General features: G+C 72.0%; 17 protein-coding genes. 6 read left to right on the forward strand and 11 right to left on the reverse strand.

From position 1 onward, the window contains the following. Positions 1 to 29: 29 nt before the first annotated feature. On the reverse strand, positions 30 to 1,019 hold the full coding sequence (locus RWS82_RS14545) for a phosphate/phosphite/phosphonate ABC transporter substrate-binding protein (RefSeq protein ID WP_314651569.1): 990 nt from the start codon (positions 1,017 to 1,019) through the stop codon (positions 30 to 32). A 2-nt stretch (positions 1,020 to 1,021) separates the two neighbouring features. After that, positions 1,022 to 1,726, reverse strand: coding sequence for an HAD family hydrolase (locus RWS82_RS14550; RefSeq protein ID WP_314651572.1), 705 nt, complete (start codon positions 1,724 to 1,726; stop codon positions 1,022 to 1,024). Positions 1,727 to 1,844: 118 nt separating this feature from the next. Here RWS82_RS14550 and RWS82_RS14555 point away from each other — a divergent pair, with 118 nt between their 5' ends. Next, positions 1,845 to 2,513: an amino acid deaminase gene (locus tag RWS82_RS14555; RefSeq protein ID WP_314651575.1), complete on the forward strand. Its 669-nt coding sequence runs from the start codon at positions 1,845 to 1,847 to the stop codon at positions 2,511 to 2,513. 142 nt (positions 2,514 to 2,655) lie between these two features. Here the strand turns inward: RWS82_RS14555 and RWS82_RS14560 are convergent, their stop codons facing one another. Further along, positions 2,656 to 4,107: a helix-turn-helix domain-containing protein gene (locus RWS82_RS14560; RefSeq protein WP_314651577.1), complete on the reverse strand. Its 1,452-nt coding sequence runs from the start codon at positions 4,105 to 4,107 to the stop codon at positions 2,656 to 2,658. Positions 4,108 to 4,242: 135 nt separating this feature from the next. On the opposite strand from RWS82_RS14560, the gene aceA reads away from it, so the two are divergent. From aceA to RWS82_RS14575, 3 genes are all read left to right on the forward strand, one after another. After that, positions 4,243 to 5,556: an isocitrate lyase gene (gene aceA, locus RWS82_RS14565; protein WP_314651580.1), complete on the forward strand. Its 1,314-nt coding sequence runs from the start codon at positions 4,243 to 4,245 to the stop codon at positions 5,554 to 5,556. A gap of 27 nt (positions 5,557 to 5,583) precedes the next feature. Then, on the forward strand, positions 5,584 to 7,269 hold the full coding sequence (gene aceB, locus RWS82_RS14570; protein ID WP_400190101.1) for a malate synthase A: 1,686 nt from the start codon (positions 5,584 to 5,586) through the stop codon (positions 7,267 to 7,269). A gap of 187 nt (positions 7,270 to 7,456) precedes the next feature. Next, positions 7,457 to 7,888, forward strand: a complete 432-nt coding sequence (locus RWS82_RS14575; RefSeq protein WP_314651585.1) for a hypothetical protein — start codon at positions 7,457 to 7,459, stop codon at positions 7,886 to 7,888. A 114-nt stretch (positions 7,889 to 8,002) separates the two neighbouring features. Here RWS82_RS14575 and RWS82_RS14580 read toward each other — a convergent pair whose 3' ends face one another. Further along, positions 8,003 to 8,512: an Lrp/AsnC family transcriptional regulator gene (locus RWS82_RS14580; protein WP_314651590.1), complete on the reverse strand. Its 510-nt coding sequence runs from the start codon at positions 8,510 to 8,512 to the stop codon at positions 8,003 to 8,005. Positions 8,513 to 8,627: 115 nt separating this feature from the next. Here RWS82_RS14580 and ald point away from each other — a divergent pair, with 115 nt between their 5' ends. Both ald and RWS82_RS14590 read left to right on the forward strand, forming a co-directional pair. Continuing rightward, a complete protein-coding gene (gene ald, locus RWS82_RS14585; RefSeq protein WP_314651593.1) occupies positions 8,628 to 9,713 on the forward strand; it encodes an alanine dehydrogenase in 1,086 nt (361 codons plus the stop codon). A gap of 192 nt (positions 9,714 to 9,905) precedes the next feature. Then, on the forward strand, positions 9,906 to 11,108 hold the full coding sequence (locus tag RWS82_RS14590) for a pyridoxal phosphate-dependent aminotransferase (protein ID WP_314651596.1): 1,203 nt from the start codon (positions 9,906 to 9,908) through the stop codon (positions 11,106 to 11,108). A gap of 98 nt (positions 11,109 to 11,206) precedes the next feature. Here RWS82_RS14590 and RWS82_RS14595 read toward each other — a convergent pair whose 3' ends face one another. The 7 genes from RWS82_RS14595 to RWS82_RS14625 all read right to left on the reverse strand — a co-directional run bounded on the left by RWS82_RS14595 (position 11,207) and on the right by RWS82_RS14625 (position 19,086). Next, positions 11,207 to 11,605 carry a VOC family protein gene (locus RWS82_RS14595; RefSeq protein ID WP_314651598.1) on the reverse strand — a complete coding sequence of 133 codons (399 nt, stop codon included), beginning with the start codon at positions 11,603 to 11,605 and terminating at the stop codon, positions 11,207 to 11,209. Next, positions 11,602 to 13,158, reverse strand: coding sequence for an AMP-binding protein (locus RWS82_RS14600; protein WP_314651601.1), 1,557 nt, complete (start codon positions 13,156 to 13,158; stop codon positions 11,602 to 11,604). Before RWS82_RS14600 ends, RWS82_RS14595 begins: the two co-directional genes overlap by 4 nt. Next, positions 13,151 to 13,786, reverse strand: a complete 636-nt coding sequence (locus RWS82_RS14605) for a phosphohydrolase (protein WP_314651603.1) — start codon at positions 13,784 to 13,786, stop codon at positions 13,151 to 13,153. Before RWS82_RS14605 ends, RWS82_RS14600 begins: the two co-directional genes overlap by 8 nt. Beyond that, the gene (locus RWS82_RS14610) at positions 13,779 to 15,617 is read right to left on the reverse strand and encodes a VWA domain-containing protein (protein ID WP_314651791.1); all 1,839 of its coding nucleotides are present in this window, start codon (positions 15,615 to 15,617) and stop codon (positions 13,779 to 13,781) included. The genes RWS82_RS14605 and RWS82_RS14610 overlap by 8 nt, the downstream gene beginning before the upstream one ends. Positions 15,618 to 15,685: 68 nt before the next feature. Beyond that, positions 15,686 to 16,366 (reverse strand): potassium transporter Kef, encoded by a 681-nt coding sequence (locus RWS82_RS14615; protein ID WP_314651606.1) that lies wholly within the window; start codon positions 16,364 to 16,366, stop codon positions 15,686 to 15,688. After that, positions 16,363 to 17,931: an AAA family ATPase gene (locus RWS82_RS14620; RefSeq protein WP_314651609.1), complete on the reverse strand. Its 1,569-nt coding sequence runs from the start codon at positions 17,929 to 17,931 to the stop codon at positions 16,363 to 16,365. Before RWS82_RS14620 ends, RWS82_RS14615 begins: the two co-directional genes overlap by 4 nt. Before the next feature lie 9 nt (positions 17,932 to 17,940). Next, positions 17,941 to 19,086 (reverse strand): AAA family ATPase, encoded by a 1,146-nt coding sequence (locus RWS82_RS14625; protein ID WP_314651613.1) that lies wholly within the window; start codon positions 19,084 to 19,086, stop codon positions 17,941 to 17,943. Positions 19,087 to 19,090 lie beyond the last annotated feature (4 nt).

Here is a 19,090-nt window from a genome sequence, read left to right on the forward strand (position 1 = left end):
CGTCCACGTGCTGGATCTGGTCGGACAACTTACTGCAGCCCCAGGGCCTGGGCGGCGCGGGCCACGACGTCGAGCGAGTCGGGGTCGGCCGGGGCGAGCTTGGTGATGGAGTAGATGCTGGTGAGGATCTCGGAGCCCTCCTCGGTGTTCGAGAAGTCCTCCAGCGCCTTCGTGATGCGCTCCTGCAGCTCGGGCGAGAGGTCCTTCGACACCGCGACGCCGTCGTTCGGGATCTCCTCGGTCATCGCGAACACGACGACCTTCTGCCCGACGTCCGGGGTGTCCTTCTTCACGATCGTGCGGGCGTCCCAGAAGCTGAAGCCGACCTCGGCGTCGCCGTTGTACACGGCCAGCACCGAGGCGTCGTTCGCCGTCACGGGAATCTGCTCGATGTCGGCATCCGTGTCGAGTCCCGCCTCCTGCAGCGCGAGCACCGGGTAGATGTAGCCCGCGGGCGACCCCGGACCGAGCAGAGCGACCTTCGCGCCCTTGACCTTGTCGATGCTGTCGAGACCGGCGGGTCCCGTCATGGCGTCGGCGCCGTTGCAGAACAGCATCCCGTCGCGCTCGACCGGCTCGTCGTCGCAGTACTTGTCGGGGTTGTTCGTCATGAACTGCGCGGGGTAGGTGATGTTGCCGTTGCGCTCGGTCTGCAGCACGACCGAGGCGTCGTACATGTCGTTCGCCTGCCACAGCTGCAGCGACGGCAGGAAGCCGATCTGCGCCTGTCCGGCACCCATGGCCTCGACGGCGGCCTGGTAGTCCTTCGAGACGACGCCGGTGACCTCGATGCCGAGCTCCTCGGTGAGGTAGTCGGTGAGCGGGGCGGCGGTCTCGACGAGGCCGTCCTGGTCCTGCGAGGGCACGAGGGCCAGCACGATCGAGTCCGGGTCTTCGGCGGGGGCGGCCGAACCCTCGGGCGCGGCGGTGCTCGACGAGCATCCGGCGAGCGCGACGGTCAGCAGGGCGCCGGCGGCGACGAAGCCGGCGGCGGAGCGGCGGAAGGGGGTGGTGCGCATGGTCATCCTTCGATGGGGGTGGGTGTGTGGGAGAGGAGGGAGTCGTGGGAGTCGTGGGCGCCCGGGCCGTGCAGCCAGGCCTCGAGATCGGGCACGAGGTCGGCGAACGCGGCGGCCCGGTACGTGGGGGTCGCCCGGGGGTCGTCGAATCCACCGATGAGCGCCGTCGCGTGGCCGCGGGTGTGAGCGGGGGCCAGATCGTTGTGCCAGATGTCGCCGATGCTCAGCACGCGGGTCTCCGCGGGCAGATCGTCGAGCACGGCTTCGAGACCGGCGGGCTTGCGAGCGTCGGTGACGATGCGGTCGAAGAGCCCGGCGAGGCCGAGGGCGTCGAGGGCCTCGGGGATGCGGATCGCCGGCGCGTTCGTGACGAGCACGCGGTCGGCGGCGGCACCCGGGCCGGCGAGGAAGGCGGCGAGGCCCGCAGGGGCAGTGATGGGCGCATCCGCCGTCGCGAGGAGGGAACGGCTGGCGAGGTAGGCGGCGCTGAGCAGGGCGGCGTCGGCGCCGCGGGCCTCGGCCGCACGGCGCACGGCGTCGTAGCCGTCGAGCGAATCGCCGTCGGCGGTGTCGAGCAGGGTGCGGATGCTGTCGACGAAGCCGTCACCGTCGGCGAGCCGGTCGGCGACCTGGTGCGCATAGGCGAGCACGGGGCCGTCGCCGAGGGCGATTGTGCCGTCGAAGTCGAAGAGGAGGAGAGAGGTCACGGGGTTCTTTCTGTGGGGACGCTCCGTCCATGGTGGGGAGTCAGGGTGGACGCCGGGTCCCGAGGGCGTGAACGGAGCGTGAACACTCCGTCCACGTTGCTGTCGTATGGTGAGCGCCGTGTCCACACTCGATGACCTCACCCGCGCCGCGCGGCGGGCGGAGACAGGCAGGGCCGCGGATGCTCGCGCGGCCCTCGACGCTCTCCCCTGGCTCGACGCCTCTCTCGCCGATGATCGGGCGTCCGGGCGATTCGCCCGGTGGGGCCGCTCGACGGTCGTCGACGAGAACACCGGGGCGGCCGTGATCACGCGCGCGCTCTTCGACGAGCTGCATGAGCGCGCCGGTATCGACGCCGCCTGGCCCGTCGGCAACGCCGGACTCCTGCACTGCTACGGCTATCTGCTCTCGCTCGCGGAGACGCGGTACGGCTTGAAGCGCGACCGGTGGCTCGACGGCTCGCTCGCCGCGCAGCTGGGGCGGGTGGCGGATGCCTTCCACCCGTGGCGCGATGGACCGACTCTGCTCGCGCGCGCGTCGGAAGCCGCGTCCGCGCTGCTCTTCGGTCCCGCCGCGAGCGCAACCGCGACGACCGTGACCGCCGTGATCGACGGCCGCGAGACCCGCGCGACGCTGACCGCAGCCTCGGGCCCCGCAGCGCTCGCGTACGCGGTCGCCCCGCACCCCGGGGCCGCACCACTGCTCGTGACGATGTTCCCCGTCGCCGAGGCATCCGCTCCGCTGGCCGAGTTCACCGCCGTCCCGCGCCTGCGCTGGAACGCCGCCTGACCTCGCGCTCCACACGCGCCCCACCGTTCCCGTCGCACGAACGGTCGGAATACGGCCTCAGAACGACCACTCGCGCGACTGGAACGGCTGGCGGCGCCCCCGAGCGACCACTCGTGCGACGGGAGCGGGCAGCGCGGGATGCTCAGTCGGGGGCGTGCGCCTCGAGGAACTCGTACACGTCGGTCGTGTCGACGCCGGGGAACGACCCGGTGGGCAGCGTGGCGAGCAGGGTGCGCGGGGTCTTCACGTTCGGCCAGGAGTGCTCGCGCCAGCGCTCCTCGAGGTCGGCCGGAGCGCGGCGGCAGCAGACCTCGACCGAGTGCTTCGAGACGCCGCGGTGCGGGGTGTCGCGGCCCACGAACCACTTCGTGTCGTCGAAGCGCACACCCACGCTCACCGAGTGCAGCCCCTCGCTCGACGCCTCGACGCGCGCCGTGCACCAGTAGGTGCCGTTCCCGGTGTCGGTGTACTGGTAGTAGGGGTTGAAGCGGTCGTCTTCGTCGAACACCACCCGGCTCGTCCACCGCCGGCAGCACATCTGCCCCTCGATCGCCCCGAGGCGGTCGGCGGGGAAGTTCACGTCGTCGTTCTCATAGGCCTTGGTGATCGTGCCCGATTCGTGCACCTTCAAGAAGTGCACGGGGATGTCGAGGTGCCGGGTCGCGAGGTTCGTGAACCGATGCGCGGCGGTCTCGTAAGACACCGAGTAGGCGTCGCGCAGATCCTCGATCGAGATCGCGCGCCGCGCTTTGGCATCGCGGAGCGCGGGTACGACATGCGCCTCAGGGATGAGCAGTGCCCCGGTGAGGTAATTCGTCTCGACCCGCTGCCGCAGGAACTCGGCGTAGCTGCGGGGCTCCGCATGCCCGAGGATGCGGCTCGACAGCGCCTGCAGCACCGGGGTGCGCGCGTCGCCCTTGGCCGGCACACTGCTCGACAGGTAGAGGCGACCGTGGGCGAGGTCGGCGACGCTGCGAGTGGTCTGGGGCAGGTCGGGCGCGTAGTGCAACGTGAACCCGAGGTACGCCGCGATCTCGGATGCCGTGCGCTGGGTGAGCGGACCGCCCGGATGCCCGACCGCCGCCAGGATCTCGGCGGCCTTCTGCTCGAGCTCGGCGAAGTGGTTGTCCTGCCGGCGCATGAGGTGGCGCAGCGCGACGTTCGCGCGACGCGCCTCCTCGGGGGTCGCGGCGCGTTCGTCGCGGAGCCGATCGATCTCGCCGTGCAGGGCGAGCAGGGCTTTCAGCGCATCCGTCGGCACCGACTTCGCGATGCGGAACGGCTCGATGCCGAGCGCCTGGAAGGTCTGCCCCTTCATCGCGCGTTCCAGCGCGACCTCGAGGCTGCTGCGCTCGTCGAGCGGTTCCCCCTCGAGGAGGGCGTCGAGGGCGACACCGAGGGCGCGGGCGATGGTCTGCAGCTGGGTGAGCTTCGGCTCGCGCTTGCCGGTCTCGATCATCGACACCTGGCTGGGTGCGCGGCCGATCGCGGCGGCGAGGTCGTCGAGGGTCATGCCGCGGGCGGTGCGCAGCCGTCGGATGCGCCGCCCGATCGTGAGGGCGTCGGTCTCTTCTGCGTCGACGTCGAGGCTCATGCGGGTGATTCTGTCATGAAAACAGAAGTTCGCCCGAACTTCTCTCGGAAACCGCACGGTGGAGCAGCCGATCTTCACCCACAGTGGAGGACACGCCACCCCGGCACCGCCGCCGGGACGACCGAAGGAGACACCATGACGACGCACGCACCCCGCCCCGCCGGCCTCCGCGCCGGCGACCAGGTCGAGACCGCCGCCGAGCTCCAGGAGATCTGGGACACCGATCCCCGCTGGGACGGCGTCGAGCGCACCTACACCGCCGACGACGTCATCCGCATCCGCGGCTCGGTGCGGGAGGAGTCCACGCTCGCCCGCCGAGGGGCCGAGAACCTCTGGAACCTGCTGCACACCGAGGACTACGTGCGGGCGCTCGGTGCCTACACCGGCGGGCAGGCCGTGCAGCAGGTGCGCGGCGGCCTGAAGGCGATCTACCTGTCGGGCTGGCAGGTCGCGGCCGACGGCAACCTCGCCGGCCAGACCTACCCCGATCAGTCGCTCTACCCGGCGAACTCGGTGCCCGCGGTCGTGCGGCGCATCAACAACGCGCTGCTGCGGCAGGACCAGCTCGAGCACGCCGAAGGCGAGGTCAGCCGCGACTGGCTCGCCCCGATCGTCGCCGACGCCGAGGCCGGATTCGGCGGCCCGCTCAACGCCTACGAGCTGGCGCAGTCGCTCATCCAGTCGGGTGCCGCCGCGATCCACTGGGAGGATCAGCTCGCGAGCGAGAAGAAGTGCGGCCACCTCGGCGGCAAGGTGCTCGTGCCCACGCAGCAGCACATCCGCACGCTCAACGCCGCCCGCCTCGCGGCCGATGTCGCGGGCGTACCGACCGTGATCATCGCCCGGACGGATGCCCTCGCCGCCGACCTGCTCACCAGTGATGTCGACGAGCGCGACCGGGCGTTCACCACCGGCGAGCGCACCCCGGAAGGGTTCTACCGGGTGACCCCCGGCATCGAGTCGGTCATCAGCCGCGGCCTCGCCTTCGCGCCGTACGCCGACCTGCTCTGGGTCGAGACCGGGGAGCCCGACATCGAGCTCGCCCGCGCGTTCGCCGCGGCGATCCACGCCGAGTTCCCCGGCAAGATGCTCGCCTACAACTGCTCCCCCAGCTTCAACTGGAAGCGCCACCTCTCGGATGCCGAGATCGCGACGTTCCAGCAGGAGCTGGCCGAGCTCGGCTACCGGTTCCAGTTCATCACCCTGGCCGGGTTCCACGCCCTGAACCACTCGATGTTCGACCTCGCCCGCGGCTACGCCGAACGCGCCATGAGCGCGTACGTCGAGCTGCAGGAGGCCGAGTTCGCCGCCGAGGCCCATGGGTACACCGCCACCAAGCACCAGCGCGAGGCGGGCACCGGCTACTTCGACGTCATCTCGACCGCGCTCAACCCCGACAGCGCCACGCTCGCCCTCGCCGGTTCCACCGAGACCGCGCAGTTCCACTGACCCTCCGCCTCGAAGGAAATGACGCTCATGACTCTCACGACCCCCACCCCGACCCAGCAGGGCCCGACGCAGCAGGGCCCGACGCAGCAGGGCCCGACACAGCAGGGCCCGACGATCGAAGGCGCCGGTCCGCTGCACGACCGCTACGACGAGATCCTCACCCCCGCCGCGATCGCCTTCCTGTCCGAGCTGCACCACCGGTTCGCCTCGCGTCGGCACGACCGGCTGGCCGACCGCATGCGCCGACGGTTCGAGATCGGCAACGGCCACGACCCGCGGTTCCGCGACGACACCGCGCACATCCGAGCGGACGACACCTGGCGAGTCGCCGGGGCCGGCCCCGGACTCGAAGACCGCCGCGTCGAGATCACCGGTCCGACCGACCCGAAGATGACCATCAACGCCCTGAACTCCGGGGCGCGGGTGTGGCTCGCCGATCAGGAAGACGCGACGAGCCCGACCTGGCGCAACGTCATCGAGGGGCAGCTCTCGTTGCGCGACGCGATCCGCGGCGAGCTGACGTTCACCGGGCCGGCCACCGACGGCGGCCCGGGCAAGGAGTACCGCGTCACGGCCGAACGCACCCCCACGATCGTGATGCGCCCCCGCGGCTGGCACCTTCCGGAGAAGCACCTGACGTTCACCGATCGGGCCGGTCGATCGACCGCGGCATCCGGCTCGCTCGTCGACTTCGGCCTGTACTTCCTGCACAACGCGCAGGCGCTCATCGACGCCGGCCGCGGCCCGTACTTCTACCTGGCGAAGCTGGAGTCGAGTGAGGAGGCGAAGCTGTGGGACGACGTCTTCACCTTCAGTGAGGCGTACGTCGGCATCCCCCACGGCGCCATCCGCGCGACCGTGCTGATCGAGACTCTGCCCGCCGCCTTCGAGATGGACGAGATCCTGTACGAGCTGCGCGACCACTGCGCGGGGCTCAACGCGGGACGCTGGGACTACATCTTCTCGATCATCAAGAACTACCGAGGCCGCGGCGCGCGCTTCGTGCTCCCCGACCGCAGCGAGGTCACCATGACGGTGCCCTTCATGCGGGCGTACACCGAGCTGCTCGTGCAGACCTGCCACAAGCGCGGCGCCTTCGCGATCGGCGGCATGAGCGCCTTCATCCCGAACCGGCGCGATCCCGAGGCGACGCAGCGCGCGATCGACAAGGTCGCCGCCGACAAGAAGCGCGAGGCCGGAGACGGATTCGACGGCACCTGGGTGGCGCACCCCGACCTCATCGCGACCGCGCAAGCGGAGTTCGACGCGGTGCTCGGCGACCGCCCGAACCAGGTCGATCGACGACGCGACGACGTGCGGGTCACGGCATCCGACCTGCTCGACCTGCACATCGGCAGCCCGATCACCGCCCGCGGAGTGCGCGACAACGTGTCGGTCGCGATCCGCTACCTCGAAGCATGGCTGCGCGGGCTCGGCGCCGTCGCGATCGACGGATTGATGGAGGATGCCGCGACCGCCGAGATCAGCCGGTCGCAGGTGTGGCAGTGGATCCACCAGGACCGGACCGTCGAAGACGGCACGCCGATCACCGTGGAGTACGTCGAGGGGCTCATCGCCGACGTGCTGGCCGAGGTGCCGCGCACCGAGGGTGACCGCTTCGACGACGCGGCCGAGATCTTCCGCGAGGTGTCGCTGCGCGAGGAGTTCCCGGCGTTCCTCACCCTCGGCGCCTACGCCCGCCACCTCGACTGAGGCACGTCCCTCCCGCCAATCTCCGCTCCCGTCGCACTTTCTGTCGCTTCCTCCTCTACCTCTCCGCTCCCGTCGCACTTTCTGTCGCTTCCCGGCGAATCGGGCGACAGAAAGTGCGACGGGAGCGGGCGGGGCGGGCGGCGGGAGGGGCGGCCCGGGTGCCCGGGAGCGGGCGTAGCCTGGGGGCATGGCTGAGACGTGGAGCGATATCGCGACCGAGATTCTGCACCTGTACCCGTCGGGCGGGCGTCTCGTCGGGGTCGCCGGGGCGGATGCCGAGCGCTCCCGTCTCGCGGCGGACGACCTGGCCGCGGCGCTCGAAGCCGCCGGTCAGACGGTGGAGCGGGCGCACACGGCGGACGGCGACGAGCAGGCGCTCCGCGCCGACGTGATCACCCCGTTCCGCGCCGGATCCGGCGACCGCGTGCTCGTCGTCTCGGGCCCCGCGTCGCTGCTCGACGCCGGCGCCCGCGGCCTGTGGAACTACTCGGTCTGGCAGCTCGCGGGCGACGAGAAGCCGCACACCGCGGCATCCGCTCTCGTGCAGCTCGACGACCCGTCGCATCCGACGCGCCGCTTCGCCGACTACTGCGCACTCCCCGGCTCCTTCGGCGCCTGACCCCTTCCCCTCCCTCCCTCCTCTTCCCACTCCCGTCGCAATTTCTGTCGCTGCGGTGCCCCCGAAGCGACAGAAAATGCGACGGGAGCAGTAGATGCTGGGGAAGGGCGGGCGTCAGGTGAACGACGCGGCGACCGAGTTGCGGTGGTAGTCGAACACGATGCTCGTGCGGGTCGAGGCGACACTGCTCTGCGCCGAGAGGTGCTCGAGCACGAACTCGCGCATCTCCGACGAGTCCGACACGGCGATGTGCAGCAGGAAGTCGTCGTCGCCGCCGAGGAAGAACACCTGGATCACCTGCGGCAGCGCCCGCACGCGGTCGGCGAACTCGACGATGCTCTCGCGTCGTCCGCTCGGTCGCAGGGTCACACCGATGATCGCCTGGAGTCCGGCCCCCAGCATCCGCTCGTCGACGCTCGCGTGGAACCCGGTGATCACTCCCCGTTCGATCAGCGATTTGAGGCGGGTGTGGGCGGTCGACGGCGCGACACCGAGGGTGGCCGCGAGCTCGGCGTTGGTCATGCGCCCATCGCGACTGAGCGCCGCGACGATGCGTCGATCGATCGGATCGAGCGCGGGGGCCCGAAGGCTGTTCGGTTCTTCCGCGTGCGCAGACGTCTCCATGCGAACGATTATTCAGGATGCCCCGCTCATCCGAATCTTCTTCGCTGAATCTGTCGATGAACCGATACTTCTGCGATCCTGATGTGCACCTGCCCGACTGAGCCCAGGAGAATCGATGAAGATCGGCGTGCCGACCGAGGTCAAGAACAACGAGAACCGCGTCTCCCTGACGCCCGCCGGCGCCGATCGGCTCGTGCACGAGGGGCATCGGGTGCTCGTGCAGTCGGGGGCCGGGCTCGGCTCCCGCATCGACGACGACGCCTACCGCGCGGTCGGCGCCGAGATCGTCGATTCCGCCGCCGACGCCTGGGACGACGCCGACCTCGTGATCAAGGTCAAGGAGCCGGTTGCCCAGGAGTACGGTTTCCTGCGCGACGACCTCACCCTCTTCACCTACCTGCACCTTGCGGCCGACCGGCCCCTGACTGAGGCGCTCGTCGCCGCCGGCACCACCGCCGTCGCCTACGAGACCGTGCAGCTGCCCGACCGCAGCCTCCCGCTGCTGGTTCCGATGAGCGAGATCGCCGGCCGCCTCTCGGTGACCGTCGGGTCGTACCACCTGCTGCGTTCGAACGGCGGGCGCGGACTGCTGCTCGGCGGCATCGCGGGCACGCCGCGCGCGAAGACCGTCGTGATCGGCGGCGGCGTCGCGGGCGAGCATGCCGCCGCGAATGCCCTCGGGCTCGGATCGAAGGTCACCGTCTTCGACATCTCCCTGCCGCGCCTGCGCGAGTTGGAGCACCGCTACGGCGGCGCGCTCGAGACCCGAGCATCCAGCCGGTACGACATCGCCGAGGAGTTGGCGACCGCCGACCTCGTCATCGGCTCGGTGCTCATCCCGGGCGCTGCCGCGCCGAAGCTCGTCACCGACGACATGGTCGCCGGCATGAAGGCCGGGTCGGTGCTGGTCGACATCGCGATCGACCAGGGCGGATGCTTCGAGGGCTCGCGCCCCACCACCCACGACGACCCCACGTTCGGGGTGCACGACTCGATCTACTACTGCGTCGCGAACATGCCCGGTGCCGTGCCCGAGACCGCCACGCGGGCGCTCACGAACGCGACCCTCCCCTACGTCTCGGCGATCGCCGGAAAGGGCTGGGAGGCCGCGGCATCCGCCGACCCCGCACTCGCGAAGGGTCTGAACGTGCAGGCCGGCCGCATCACGCTCGACGCCGTCGCCCGCGCCCACAACCTCTGACCCGCGCCGCACGCGCGGCGCGCCCCCTCGCGCGAGGGGTCACGATAGGCCGCTCGAACACCCTCCAACGCGGCATGTTCTGACCCCTCACGCATCCTGCCCATGCGCCACCCGCGCGGGGCGGAAAGAACCGGGCTTCTTGTCGGGCCGCAGACCGGGCACGAGGCGGTGCGCCCGAGTACGCTCGTAGTCGTGACCGAACGCGCACCTCTCTCCCGCAAACTGTCCGCGATCGCCGAGTCCGCGACCCTCAAGGTCGACGCGAAGGCCAAGGCGCTGAAGGCCGAGGGCAAGCCCGTCATCTCGTATGCCGCCGGCGAGCCCGACTTCGCGACGCCGCAGTTCATCGTCGACGCGGCATCCGAGGCCCTCGCCGATCCGGCGAGCTACCGTTACACGCCCGCCGCCGGACTGCCCGGCCTGCGCGAGGCGATCGCCGCGAAGACCCTGCGCGACTCGGGCCTCGAGGTCGCTCCGAGCCAGGTGCTCGTGACGAACGGCGGCAAGCAGTCGGTGTACCAGGCGTTCCAGGCCGTGGTGAACCCGGGTGACGAGGTGCTGCTGCCCGCGCCGTACTGGACCACGTACCCCGAGGCGATCCGTCTCGCCGACGGCACCCCGGTCGAGGTCTTCGCCGGCGCCGACCAGGACTACAAGGTCACCGTCGAGCAGCTGGAGGCCGCGCGCACGCCACGCACCACGGCGCTCGTGTTCGTGTCGCCGTCGAACCCCACCGGTTCGGTCTACACCGCCGCCGAGACCACGGCGATCGCCGAGTGGGCTCTCGAGCACGGCATCTGGATCATCAGCGACGAGATCTACCAGAACCTCACGTACGAGGGTGCAGAAGCCACCTCGATCGTGCAGGCGGTGCCCGAGGTCGCGAACCAGACCATCCTCGTCAACGGCGTCGCCAAGACCTACGCCATGACCGGGTGGCGGGTGGGCTGGATGGTCGGCCCCGCCGACGCCATCAAGATCGCCGCGAACCTGCAGTCGCACCTCACGAGCAACGTGAACAACGTCGCCCAGAAGGCCGCGATCGCGGCGCTCAACGGCCCGCAGACCGAGGCCGAGCAGATGCGCGAGGCGTTCGACCGTCGCCGCCGGCTCATCGTGTCGGAACTGTCGAAGATCGACGGCATGGTCGTGCCGAACCCGCTCGGCGCGTTCTACGTGTACCCCGATGTGCAGGGCCTGCTCGGTCGCACCTGGGGCGGCGTCACGCCGACGACGTCGCTCGAGCTCGCCGACCTGATCCTCGACCAAGCCGAGGTGGCCGTGGTGCCGGGCGAGGCGTTCGGCCCGAGCGGCTACCTGCGCCTGTCGTACGCGCTCGGCGACGACGCGCTGCTCGAGGGTGTGCAGCGCCTGCAGCGCCTGTTCACCTCCTGAGCATCGGCCCCGACGGACCGCATCGAAGCCCCCGCCCGCCTGATCGGCGGCGGGGGCTTCGTCGCGCAGCCCGCGAGCCCGCGAGCCCGCGAGCCCGCTCACTCGGGGTGGTACCCGATCAGCCAGCGGATGCCGTAGTGGTCGACGAGCGTCCCGTCGACGTCGCCCCACGGTCGGGTCTCGAGTGGCGAGATCACCCGCCCTTCCGCGGCGAGCGCGTCGAACCACCCGGTGAGGGTTTCGGCGTCGGCCGCCCCGAGCAGCGACAGGAACATCCCGTTCATCTGCACGGCGTCGTCGTCGGCTCCGGCATCCGCTCCGGAGAGCGAGACGGCGCCCGTGGGCTCACCGTGGGCGATGGCGTCGCCCGGACCGTCGTGCCGCCCCATGGTGCGGTAGTCGAACGTCTGCAGCTCGCCCCCGAACACGTCGCGATAGTGCGCGAGGGCGTCGGCGGCGGTGCCGGGGAAGAGGAGGTACGGGGTGGGGGCCGTCATCCGGCGAGTGTACCGCCGCGTTCGCCCGCGTCGGCAGGGCCCAGGACCGCGCCCGCCCCACCGGCGGGGACATCGACCGCCCCCACCCCACCGGCGGGCTCGTCGACCGCGCTGCGGTACCGCCGGGGTTTGCCGTCGCCGAGGTCGATCACGCGGGGCACCCGTTCGACCGAGACGGGCACCTGCAGCAGCGCGCGCAACGCACGGTCGACCGCATCCGCATCGCCGCCTGCGATTCGCGCGTGCACCGATCCGTCGGCCCGCTGCTCGACCGCCCACCCCTCGGCGCCGTGCGCCTGCAGGTGCTGCGTGAGGTCGACCGATGCCACGAGCGAGCCGTCGCCCGCCCGGAACCGGGTGTTCTCGCGGCCCTCGAGGTCGGCGATGCCGACGCCACCGTCGTCGAGGGTGACGAGGCGCCCGAAGTCACGCGTGCGGTACCGCACGAGCGGCAGCAGGGGGTTCTCGCCCGCGGTGACCGTGATCTCGCCGATCTCCCCCGGGTCCACCGGCTCGTCACGATCGGCGTGCAGCACCTCGACGTGCACGCGTCGATCGAGCACGCGGAACGGCCCGTCGGCCGTGCGCGCCGCGATCGGCCGCGTCTCGTGCAGGCCGTACACGTCGATGACGGGGCAGCCGAACGCGTCTTCCAGCCGGGCGCGCAGGGGCGCGGCGAGCGCCATGGCGCCCGAGAAGATCGCGTCGGGGTGCAGCACCTCGTCGAGACCGGCGTCGACGAGTTCGGCGAGGCTGGTGGGGTGCCCGCTGAGCAGGTGCGGGTCGGCATCCGCGAGGAAGCGGCGGCGCGCGGCGGCATCCGCCCAGGACGACGGATGCAGGTTGAGCCGCGCCATCGCTCGGTGCCGGAAGCTGCTGATCACCGAGACGTAGGTGAACGCCTGCTGCTGGAAGACGAGGTTCGTCACCGCCATCCGCTCCCCCTCGGGGCGCACCACCGCGCCGGCCTCGGCGGCGAGCGCGAGGAGCAGATGGAAGCCGCGCGCGACCTCTTCGACGTCGTCGGGGATGAGGAGAGCGGCGCCGGTCGACCCGGAGCTCGTGCCGTGCAGCATGCGCTCGAGGTCGGCGTCGAGCGGCACGTGGGCGCCGAGGTCGGCCACGAGGTCGCGGCGCCGGGTCGTCGGGTAGGCGTCGAGCGGAGCGTCGGCGGGCATGCCGCGATACCGCAGGGTGCGCCGGGCCTGCGCGAGGTGCGCGTCGAGCCACCCCTCCGTCGGCAGCGGCTGGCGCACGCGCTCCACCTGCGCCGCGGTCAGCCGGTCGCCGGTCGCGTGGGTCCACGAGGGGGCATCCGGATGCTTCCGCCACCGCTCCAGCCGCGCCGCCCCCTGCGCGTCGAGGGTGGGCCAGCGTTCGGCATCCGTGAGCACCGCCGAGGCGCCGGGCGCGTACTCGGCGAGCACGAGCGGGCCGACGGCATCCGGGTCCATGTCCGTGGCCGTCCCCGCGCCCGCACCCGGACGGATGCCCGCGCTCGGTGTCGGGTCGGGGTAGCCGGGCCTCGGCGCACCCGCCGTCGGGTCACTCACTCGAGTACCGGGCCGCCGCCTCGCGCCGACGCGCCTCCTGCAGCTTGCGCGCGATGTCGGCACGGTGCCGGTGCCCCTCGTACGCCTCGGCGAGGGCACGGTCGCGGGCCAACGAGTCGACGGCCGCCAGCAGCGAGGCCGCGGTGTGCGGGTCTTCGCCCGCGGGCAGGTAGCCGGCCCAGAGCAGGAAGGTGCGTGCCGCCTCGATACGGCGCTCGTCGTCGGCGACCCACCCCGAGGGGTCGGCCACGGGCGCGAGGCGCAGTGCCAGAGCGTCGACCGCGAGACCGGCGGTGCCGTGACGCAGCGAGGGAGCGAAGGGTTCGACGAGGTCTTCGCTCGCGATGAGCCACAGGCCGATCGCGCCGCCGCGGCGCACCCGCGGGTCGCGCTCGAACGCGAGGCACCCGAGTCCGTTGCCGAGCACGTCGCCGGCGAGGGCCGTCAGCGAGACCCGCTCGTCGAGGAAGGTGTGCGGCACGCTCGACAGGCGACTGGCGACGTCATCGAGCGACGGACCGGGTCGCACGCGCGACCACGCCTCCTGCTCCCCACCCGACCGCTCCGACCAGGCGGCCAGCAGATCCTCGGTCGGTATGCGATCGTGGCGCCCGTCCCCCTCAGCCACGGAGCCTCCCGGCGAGCGCGGCGCACGCGGCGGGGGCGTCGTCCATGCTGTCGAGGTACACCACGTCGTATCCGTCGCGGGCGGCGAGCTCGGCGACGTGGTGGCGGGGGTCCATGAGCACGAGCGTACCCGTGGTCAGCTTCGTCCTCACGGCGCGCGCGACGCCCGCATACGGCTCGTTGCCGACGCCGAACATCGACACCAGGCCGTCGTCGGAGAGCACCACCACGTGGCGCTGCTGCTCGGGCGTGGCCGGCGGGAGCGCGGCGTACCTGTCGTGAAACAGGTCGAGGGGGAACGAGGTGCCGCCCCCGAAGAAGAACGAGATCGACGCGATGATCTCGTTCGCGTCGCGACTGAAGCGCTCCATACCCGCCACCTGCCCGGCGCTGGCGAAGCTGACCACACGCAGTCGCCCGCCACCGCGCAGCACCGAGAGGGCGAGGATGGTGCCCGCCAGCACCGCGGGCGATTCCCGACGCGGATGCCGCATCGAGCCGGACGAGTCGATGTACAGGTCGACCTCGAGGCTCGTCTCGCTCATGGCCGGCTCGTCGTCGAGCTCGGAGCGCCGCCGGGTGGTGATCCCGGGGATCACCGGGCCGCCGCGCAGCGTGGCGGCCCAGTCGATGTCGCCGAGCGGATCGCCGGTCTCCCACAGTTCGAGCGGCCCGGGGATGCCGCCGGAGGGCCGGTCCGGGGCGCGGCGCGTGTACGGACGCACCCAGGCGGCCGCCTCGTTGCGGTACCAGGCCGCGAGCACGGTCTGCTCGTCGAGGTCGTCGTAGAGCGCGAGCGTGCGGGCGACGTCGAGGCGCTGACCGCCGCCGGTCGCGCCGCCGGACGGATCGACCGCCGGCTCGACCTCACCGCGTGACCCGGGGTGCGCGGGAAGGTCGCCACGCAGTCGGCGGTCGGCGAGCATCCGCCCGAGTTCGTCGCCGGAGGGACCGTCGTCGTCGGCCGCGCATCCTGCACCCCCGGCGGCAGGCCGGGCCGCGCCCGCGTCGATGCGCTCGGCGATGTACGGTGCCGCGATCACGCCGAAGCGCACGGCACCCGACACCGGGTCGGTCGCGAAGCCCCGCACGGTCTCGGCGACGAGCGCCGCATCGACGAGAGGGTTCGTGGCGCGCGCCCCGGCGAGCTCGGCCGCGATGCGCGCGCTCTCGGCCTGGCGCTCGCGCAGGATGCGCTCCTTCTCGCGGTGGCGCTCGGGGATGCTCTCCAAGGGCGGAAGCGACGCGTCGGATGCGGCGATGCGCGGCGCCGCCGGGGGCTCGGGCGGGCAGAGGGTGCCGGCCGGCAGCCGCCACAGGATCTCGTAGGCGCGGCAGTACACCCACCACAGGCGGTCGCGGCCATCTGGCTGCGGGTAGAGCGCCCGGCCGAGCCGCACGATGCCGGGCTCGGCGGTCTCGGCATCGCTCGCCACCGCGCGCTTCTCCGCGCGCTGCAGCTGCGCGAGACGCGTGTTCACCAGGAGGTCGCTCCACAGGTTCGCGAGCATGCCGATGTCTGGGCCCCGCGGGGCGAGCGCGGACACCCCGGCGAGCGCCCGCGCCATCTGGTGACGGATCTTGAGCGCGTCGATACGGGTGCTCGGAGCGAGCACGTGATGGCCCACCTCGTGGGCGAGCATCGTCCAGAGCTCGCCGTCGAGCCCGCGTTCCGCGAGGTACCGGGGGTCGATGGTGACCGAGGGCGGGAACGCGAACCACGCGGGCGCACCGTGTGCGGCGGCGGCGCCCGGACGCACCTTCGGATCGTCGAGACGCACCCCCCACAGCGCGAGCGCCCTGTCCCAGGTGGCGCGCACCGCTTCTGTCATCGGCACGGAGGGCGCATCCGCCCGGTCGGGCTCCCCCTGCCCCGCCGGGGGAGGCGGGGGTGGCGCGCTCACGCCGCCTCGCGCACGTGCACCCACGCGAGGTGAGTGTCGGCGCCGATCACGACGCTCACGCCGTCGTCGACGAGCACGGCGGGCGCGACCGCATCCGGCTCATCGGATGCCGCGAGCCGCGCCCCCCACACGTCCGCGTCGAGGCGCCACCACTCCCCCGCCACGAGGAACGCGAACGCCCCGGCATCCGCGAGCCGCACCGCACGTTCGGGCGGACGTATCCACGCGCCCCCGAAGCCCCGGAACCCGCCCGCGGCCAACACGTACCCGCGGTCGTCCGCGCGGCCGGGCCACCAGAACCGATCCGCGCGCTGGCGCCGCACGAAGGCATCGAGCACGTCGACCCCGAGACCGAGCGTCGCCGCGAGGGCGCGTCGATGCGTCGGGTCGTCCGCATCGGCGAGACGCGCGAGCGCGTCGTCTCGCAGGGCGAGGGCCCCGGCCCGCCAGGCGGCGACCGCCACGAGGTCGAGGGTCCGGTCGCGGTCGAGCACCGTGTCGGGCGCCACCCCCGTGCCCGCCGCGAGCGCCCGGCGGAAGACGTCGGCGTCTCCGTGCGCGCGCTCCACGTTCTGCGCCGCGAGGGCGAGGTCGAGACCCACCCCCGCCAGATCCGGCGGCGGCGCGGGGGCGAGGGGCAACCGCGCGTGGGCCAGCTGCACCGGTCGGCGGATCACCCCCGGGTCTCCTGCCAGCGCGCGTAGGCGGTGTAGCGCTGGTGCAGATACTTCAGCGCGATGACGTCGTCGAAGTCGCGACCGTACAGCTTGCCGACACCCGCGATGCGGCGCAGCTCGGTCTCGACCGCGGTGATGCGGCGCGAGACCTCCAGCGGGGCGACACCCTCCAGGCCCCGGTCGAGCTCGGCGAGGAGCGTCGCCACGGGGTCGGCCGCATCCCGCCCGAGCATGTCGTACTGACGGCACGACTCGGCGAACAGGTCGCCGAGCCAGCTGACCGTGTCGGTCGCGAGCTCGCGTTCGGCACCCACGTCGAAGCGCGGGTGCGTGTCGTTCGGCCGCAGCTTGCCCCGGAGCACGAACGGCAGCACGGCCGCGACATCGCTGAGCTCCACGGCCTCCGCCCCACGGAACCACGAGATGGCTTTCGCGTACAGCACGAGCGTCTGCAGGGCCCGCACCGAGAGACCGTTGCGGGTCTGCGCGCCGAGGTCGACCTCGAGATCGGCTCCGCTGTTGGCGTCGATCACCTCGCCCACCCGGCCGCCGGCCGTGGTCACCACGTCTTTCGTGCGGTACTCGAAACGCCGGCCGCCGTGCTGCACGAACTCGAAGTGGCTGAGGAAGAACCGCAGCCGTCGGCGCACGCCGTCGGGGATGGGCACGGCGCGGACCGCCGCTCGCATGCGGTGCTGTTCGTCGGCGTCGAACCGCAGTTCGGTCGGCACGTGCTCCTCGGGCTTCTCGCCCGCCTCGACCCGCGTGATGAGCTCGTCGAGGAACCGGCTGTTGAACCCGGCGGCCTGCACCGTCACGTCCATCCGGTCGCGCAGCGCCTGGATCACCGGGAACGTGCCGCCGCCCGCGTCGTCGTTCGCCGTGAAGAACCAGCTCTCGACGCCCGACTCCGGGGCGGTGCGGCGCATCTGGTCGTGGCTCTCGACGTACCCCTCGGCCACCATCGTGAGCAGAGCCGACTGCGTCTTGGTGGGGATGCGGTTGTACTCGTCGATGATCTTCACCGGCAGCGCGAGCCAGTCGCGCCACGCGATGCGGATGTCGCTGAGCCGCTCCGCCTCGACGAGGTCGCGGGGCAGGGGGATGCCGACGAGGTCGCTCACCGTCAGCTGCGGCTGCCCCTGCTGCACTCCTCGTCGCACGTCGTCGGCCGTGGTGCCGGCCAGGACGCCCATGAGCACGGCGACGGTCGTCTTGCCGCGACCGGGGCCCCCGATCAGAAGGCACTTGCCGCCGACCGCGAACGTGAGCAACGGCAGCAGGACGTTCGACGAGAACGACGCCTGCGTGGGCAGCGAGATGCGGGCGTCGGCGTCGCCGAGGCCGATCGACAGGGGCTCGCCGTGCGAGAACTCGATGTCGTAGTAGGGCGAGATGACGGCCCGGTTGACGATCCAGTAGTAGGCCTGTCGGAGCTTCTCGTCGAGCGGTGTCTGCGCGGCGGGCGCGGCCCGGAACAGGTCGTCGGCGGTCAGCGGGGCGATGCCGTGCTCGGTGCCGGGGTTGGTGGGCGATGCCGACACGCGGCTCCAGCGATCGGACATGCCCTCATCCTAGAGGCGGGCGCCGACAGCGCCGCCGGATGCCCCATCGGCCGACCCGTCGATGCCGGCTGCCTCGGCGGCCGCACGCTGCAGGGCGCGCTGCTCGTCGATCGACCGCCCTTCGAGGGGTTCCGCGAACCGCAGGTGGGCACGCAGGAGCGGCGCGAGGGCGGATGCCGCGGCCTCGACGCGAGCGGGCACGTCGCCGCGCACCTCGATCCACGGCACGGGCTGCGCGGCGAGGACGTCGCGGAATCGCTGCTGCATGTCGTGGCGGATGTGCTCGCCGTCACGCATCCCGTCCTGCACGAAGGGGATCTCATCGCCGGTCAGCACGTAGAGCAGAGGACGGTGCGCGGCCGCCGCGCGCTGCAGGCGCTCCCCGGGAGTGCCCACGTACCGCTCGTGCCAGAGCGACGTCGCGAGCACGTCGGTGTCGCACACCAGCACCGGCGTCGGCACCTGGCGGAGCGCGCGCTGCTCGAGGGCGATCTGCCGATCGACGATGAGATCGAACTCGTCGCTGCGCCAGGGGGCGTCGAGCCCGCCGTCGCGCGTCTCGGAGTGCTCGCGGCCGTACTCCGGCACCCACAACGTGCCCAGGTTCACGGCGAGCGCCTCGGCCAGCGTCGTCGACCCGGTCGACTCGGCGCCGAGCACCACGACGCGCGCCGAGAGATCGGCGCGCACCGCCGGCGCCAGCTCGTGCCAGTACGCCGCGGGGTCGGCGCGGATCGCCGTGCCCGAAACGGGGTTGATGCGCCGCCCCTCGTCGATGCGCACCCACTGCGCACCGAGCCGCCTCGCGAGTTCCCCGCCGTAGTCGTCGCACGAGAAGACGGTGTCGACGGGCTCGTCGAGCAGCGACTCGATGATCGCGAGGTGCTCGGCCCACGCGGCATCCGAGTGGAAGTCGACGGGCGCGTCGTCCATCGCGGCGACCACCCGGGCGCCGGGGTGCGACTCGCGGATCCAGTCGGCACGCGTCTGCAGAGGTATGGACTCGACGGATGCTCCGAGCACCTGCACCGTCAGGCGCTCACTGCGCCGCTCCGCCTCGCGGATGAGGTGCGAATGCCCGCTGTGGAAGGGATAGAACTTGCCGAGCACGAGGCCGTGCCCGCGGCGCTCGGGCATGAGGAGCGGGGCCGTCACTCCG

Source organism: uncultured Microbacterium sp., assembly GCF_963528945.1.
In the GTDB taxonomy this organism is placed as follows: Bacteria; Actinomycetota; Actinomycetes; order Actinomycetales; family Microbacteriaceae; genus Microbacterium.

Bases quoted from the DNA above. Each gene is read 5' to 3' on its own strand.
- RWS82_RS14610 (WP_314651791.1), bottom strand. From the start codon at position 15,617: ATGACAGAAGCGGTGCGCGCCACCTGGGACAGGGCGCTCGCGCTGTGG.
- RWS82_RS14545 (WP_314651569.1), bottom strand. From the start codon at position 1,019: ATGCGCACCACCCCCTTCCGCCGCTCCGCCGCCGGCTTCGTCGCCGCC.
- RWS82_RS14575 (WP_314651585.1), top strand. From the start codon at position 7,457: ATGGCTGAGACGTGGAGCGATATCGCGACCGAGATTCTGCACCTGTAC.
- aceA (WP_314651580.1), top strand. From the start codon at position 4,243: ATGACGACGCACGCACCCCGCCCCGCCGGCCTCCGCGCCGGCGACCAG.
- RWS82_RS14560 (WP_314651577.1), bottom strand. From the start codon at position 4,107: ATGAGCCTCGACGTCGACGCAGAAGAGACCGACGCCCTCACGATCGGG.
- RWS82_RS14620 (WP_314651609.1), bottom strand. From the start codon at position 17,931: ATGTCCGATCGCTGGAGCCGCGTGTCGGCATCGCCCACCAACCCCGGC.
- RWS82_RS14595 (WP_314651598.1), bottom strand. From the start codon at position 11,605: ATGACGGCCCCCACCCCGTACCTCCTCTTCCCCGGCACCGCCGCCGAC.
- RWS82_RS14580 (WP_314651590.1), bottom strand. From the start codon at position 8,512: ATGGAGACGTCTGCGCACGCGGAAGAACCGAACAGCCTTCGGGCCCCC.
- ald (WP_314651593.1), top strand. From the start codon at position 8,628: ATGAAGATCGGCGTGCCGACCGAGGTCAAGAACAACGAGAACCGCGTC.
- aceB (WP_400190101.1), top strand. From the start codon at position 5,584: ATGACTCTCACGACCCCCACCCCGACCCAGCAGGGCCCGACGCAGCAG.